The following is a 3,870-nucleotide window of genomic DNA, read 5'->3' as shown; positions in this document are numbered from 1 at the left end:
CCGCGGACCTACGCGCCCGCGGCGGGTCGGTCCCCGGCCCGTGTCCCCGGCGGACGCGGGATGGACCCCACGAACTGCATGGAGCGGTACGGCCAGCCGGCGGGGCCCGCGGCCGAGTCGTGGGTGTTCCACTGGCTCACGACCACGTGCCACTCCTCGGGGGTGGACCCCGGGACCGGGCAGCCGCAGTAGAGCTGGGCGACGCGTGCCGGACCCGCGGCGGGATCTGAGCCGTCGGACTCGTCGCCCCAGGCACAGCCGTGCAGGAGCGTGGTGTGGGTCGTCACCGACCTGTCCAGTAGGTCGGCGCCGATGTGCGGGAAGGTGAGGCAGTCGATCCGGTAGTGCTCGGCGTCGAAGTAGGTGAGGGTCCAGAAGTCCTCGCACCGCCGCAGGTACATCTCGCCGATGCGGCCCGGAAGCACGATGGTCGTGGGGTTGCCCCAGTCCCAGGCGCCCTCGCGGTAGCCCCACGTCTGCCACCCGTTGACGCCGGGATCCGCCAGGTGCTCCTGGCGGACCCGCATGAGGATGACCCCCTTGTCCCGCTGGAACCCGGTCGACATGACGTAGACGAATCCGTCCCCACCTGTCTCCCACGTCCACAGCTGGCGGTGTCCGCCCTCGAGCCGGGGGGAGAACGTGACACCGGTCGGCTCCCAGGTGCTCCCGTCGTCGACCGAGCGGTGGATCTCGGTCCGGGTGACCGTCCCCAGTCCCTCGTTGACCATGACGTGGAGATACATCGTGTCGCCGAGGGTCAGGACGTCGCCGGGGAGGACGGTGGAACAACCCCGGCCGTGGACGTAGTCGATGAGTTGCCCCGCGTAGTCCGGCGGGCCGGGACCGGCCGCGCCCGTCCACACCAGGCCCCCGCCCGGGGCGGCGTCGTCGGCGAACAGGCCGACGGGGGACCGCCAGTCGGGGTTGCCCGGCCCCGGTCGCTCGTCGGTGGTGGGGGAGCACTCGGCGATCCCCGGGTGGGGGCGCCCCACGTGGGGGGCTCCCATCCCCGCTCCCGCGAAGGTGTCGCCGAACACGGCGAGCAGGCGCCCGGAGGGCGTCCTGGCGGTGATCCCCAGATCGGTCCCCTCCATACCGAACGCGGTGGTGATCCCGGGTCCCGTGAGGTCGCGGAGCTTCCGGGTGCTGGTCGGCGGGGCCGGGGTCGGCGGGCGCGAGTCCGTCATCGCTCCGACGCTACCGTCACGGACGACGGGCGGAGAGCCGATCGTGGACGCATCACAATTCGGTTAATGCACGGGCGGACCGGGATCCGGGACGCGTATGGTCGTCCGCGTGACACACCCCTTCGCCCGGGCGGGGCGCGAGATCGTCCCCGGCCACTGGTTCGGCCCCGCGGCCGTCGTGGCCGTGGGGTGCGCGCTCGCCTGGACCATCGTGGGGTTCGGTCACGGCGCGGCACCGGCGCTGCTGGTGTTGGCGGTGACCGCGGTGGTGGCTCTGTGGAACTCGCCGCTCAGGGTCACCGGTCACGAGCCCCTGCAGTCGGTGCGCAGCTCCTGCGTGGAGCACGCCGTGGTGGTGTTGTGGCGTCCCGGGTGCCCGTACTCCTCCGCGCTTCGGCGGCGCGCCGCCCGGGAGGGGCTCGAGGTGCACTGGGTCAACATCTGGCGGGACGAGGACGCCTACGAGCTCTGCCGCCGCATCAACATGGGCTCGGAGGAGACGCCCACGGCGATGCTGCTCGACCCGTCGCTCTCCGGACCCGTCGTGATCCCCGCCTCCGTACCGGGCATCCGTGAGGCCACCGCCGCCAGGCTCCCCCGGGGTCGGGCGAGACGCGCGATCTAGGCGGGGCACCCCCGGTGCTCACCTGACCACCTCGTCGTCGTCCCACCTCGTCGTCGTCGTCGATCCCGTCCCGCTCCTCGCCCGGCCTCACCTGGAGCGCAAGGACCCCCGCACGTCCCCGCACTCCGCCCCGAGCGCCATGTCGGCGATCCGACCCGAGTCACGCAGTTCGACCAACCGCGGCGCGACCCGATCGCGCAGGGCCCACGGGTCGATCGTGTTGACGTAGATCCCGGTCGCCCCCTCGAACCCGGCGGGGTTCGAGATCCGCCACTTGAGCACGATCCGCCACGGCATCGCCGCGCCGACCCCCGGTGGCCGGGTGTGCCACTCCTCGTTGGTGGGCACGAGGGGGCCCGTGGCGGCGTGGCAGGCGTGCAGGAGGTCGGAGACCCCGCGGAGCTCGTCCGGGGAGTGCTCCCAGGGCTCGCTCGCGGCGGAACGCGAATAGATGACGAGGGCGGGATAGCGGTGCCCCACCCCGACCACCGCCACCGCGTGCTCGTTGGCCGCCAGCACCAGCCCCTCCGAGGCCGCGTGGTCGACCCCGAGCGTGGAGTGGAGGTCCGGCTCCGAGGCGAGGGCGGCCACCTCGCGACCGGTCTTCGCCGGGACCTCGTCGATCGCCACGAGTTGCTTGTGCAGGTGTGCGAACGACGCGCCCGCGGGACGCAGCCAGTTCTGGAACACCGACACGTACCGGGCATGGGGGTTGTCGGTGTACAGGTTCCGCATGGCGCGGACGGTGAAGGCGATGAACTGCTGGTGCTCGTCCGGGTCGAGGCAACCGGAGGAGGCGTGGCGGTCGGAAGTCGTGGCGCCGTCGGTGAGGTGGCGGCGGGCCACCACGACGTCGTGGCAGCCACCGAAGAAGCTCTCGGAGTGGGCGGCCAGCTCCGCGGTCGTCATGGCCTCGGCGTCCGCCGGATCCCCCTGCGCGGCGGCGATCCTGGTGCGGACCAGAGCGCGGACGTGGTCGGCGCCCTCGTCGGTCCCGAGATAGGCGGTCTGGTGCGCGGCGGCCCGGGCCGGGATCCGGTATCCGTGGACCGCTCTCCAGTAGTCCAGCGACACGATCTCGAAGAGGTTGCCGAAGAGCCGGAACTCAGGGGTCGTGAGGTCGAGCTCGTGCGCGGCCACCCGGTCGAGCGTCGTCCACGTGTCGCCGTCGCGCACCAGCCGTGACTTCTCCGGAGTGGTCTCGCGCAGCCGGGTCACGCAGAACGCGCAGTACGCCTCGGCCGCGTGGGGGTCCACCGGGAGGACCTCGCCTGGCGGATGGTCGACGGGGCGGTGGCCGCGGCCGGGAACCGTCCAGACCTCTGTGCCGGTGAAGGGGTTGATCTGCTTGACGGTCCCGTCCGCCATCCGGCGGAGCGGCCGGCTCCGGAGCGGCCTGTTCAGGGCCGACGGGGAGTCTGGAGCGGTGGTCACCCGGCGAGCCTAGGTGGTCGGGGGGAACACCCGACGACGAGAGGAGATTTCCGCCGCACCGGTGGAACTGTGACGGAAGTAACACTATCCTGAGATTTCACGATGTGCGTATCAGGCAGGGGGATCGGTGCTAGCGATCCCGTGTGGAGACACCGACCAGATTGAGGACCGAAGATGAAATCGAAACGAGCACTACACATCCGTGCGGCGGCCGTTGCCGGCGCGGCTCTACTCACCGCGGCCGGTGCCCCGGCGGTCGCCAACGCCCAGGACGGGTCGCTCGAGGCCGGACTCGGGCTGAACCTCGAGCTACTGCTCGGATCGGCGGGATCCGGGGAGGGCGGGTCCCTCGAGCCTGGTTCCCTCGATCCCGGCTCCCTGGGTCAGGGCTCGGTGGAGGGTTCCCTCGAGCCCGGGTCGCTTGAGCCCGGCTCACTCGATCCCGGTTCGCTCAATCCCGGGTCGCTCGCGCCGTTGTCGGCGGGCTCAGAGGCCGGCTCCGACGACGGTTCGCTTGAGGGGTCGCTCGAACCCGGTTCGCTGGACGGCTCTCTGGAGGGGTCGCTCGAGCCCGGGTCCCTTGATCCCGGGTCGCTGGAGCCGCTGTCCGCGGGGTCGGAG

General features: G+C 71.9%; 3 protein-coding genes and 1 pseudogene. 2 read left to right on the top strand and 2 right to left on the bottom strand.

Annotation, left to right across the window (positions count from 1 at the left end; translation table 11 throughout):
* Positions 1–8: 8 nt before the first annotated feature.
* Positions 9–1,190 carry a DUF4185 domain-containing protein gene (locus tag G6018_RS03145; RefSeq protein WP_182638685.1) on the bottom strand — a complete coding sequence of 394 codons (1,182 nt, stop codon included), beginning with the start codon at positions 1,188–1,190 and terminating at the stop codon, positions 9–11.
* A 109-nt stretch (positions 1,191–1,299) separates the two neighbouring features.
* On the opposite strand from G6018_RS03145, the gene G6018_RS03140 reads away from it, so the two are divergent.
* Positions 1,300–1,815 (top strand): hypothetical protein, encoded by a 516-nt coding sequence (locus G6018_RS03140; protein ID WP_259845726.1) that lies wholly within the window; start codon positions 1,300–1,302, stop codon positions 1,813–1,815.
* Positions 1,816–1,902: 87 nt separating this feature from the next.
* On the opposite strand, the gene G6018_RS03135 is transcribed toward G6018_RS03140, so the two are convergent.
* Positions 1,903–3,183 (bottom strand): DUF4921 family protein, encoded by a 1,281-nt coding sequence (locus tag G6018_RS03135; protein WP_182638686.1) that lies wholly within the window; start codon positions 3,181–3,183, stop codon positions 1,903–1,905.
* A 240-nt stretch (positions 3,184–3,423) separates the two neighbouring features.
* Here G6018_RS03135 and G6018_RS03130 point away from each other — a divergent pair.
* Positions 3,424–3,870: pseudogene (locus tag G6018_RS03130) on the top strand (hypothetical protein); the annotation flags it as partial.

This window comes from Dietzia sp. DQ11-44 (assembly GCF_014145205.1).
Classification (GTDB): Bacteria; Actinomycetota; Actinomycetes; order Mycobacteriales; family Mycobacteriaceae; genus Dietzia; species Dietzia natronolimnaea.
Note: the sequence above shows the minus strand (reverse complement) of the source record. Positions and strands in the feature narration are given on the sequence as shown.

Excerpts from the sequence above, each read along its gene's own strand:
- G6018_RS03145 (WP_182638685.1), bottom strand. The coding sequence starts at position 1,190 with ATGACGGACTCGCGCCCGCCGACCCCGGCCCCGCCGACCAGCACCCGG.
- G6018_RS03135 (WP_182638686.1), bottom strand. The coding sequence starts at position 3,183 with ATGGCGGACGGGACCGTCAAGCAGATCAACCCCTTCACCGGCACAGAG.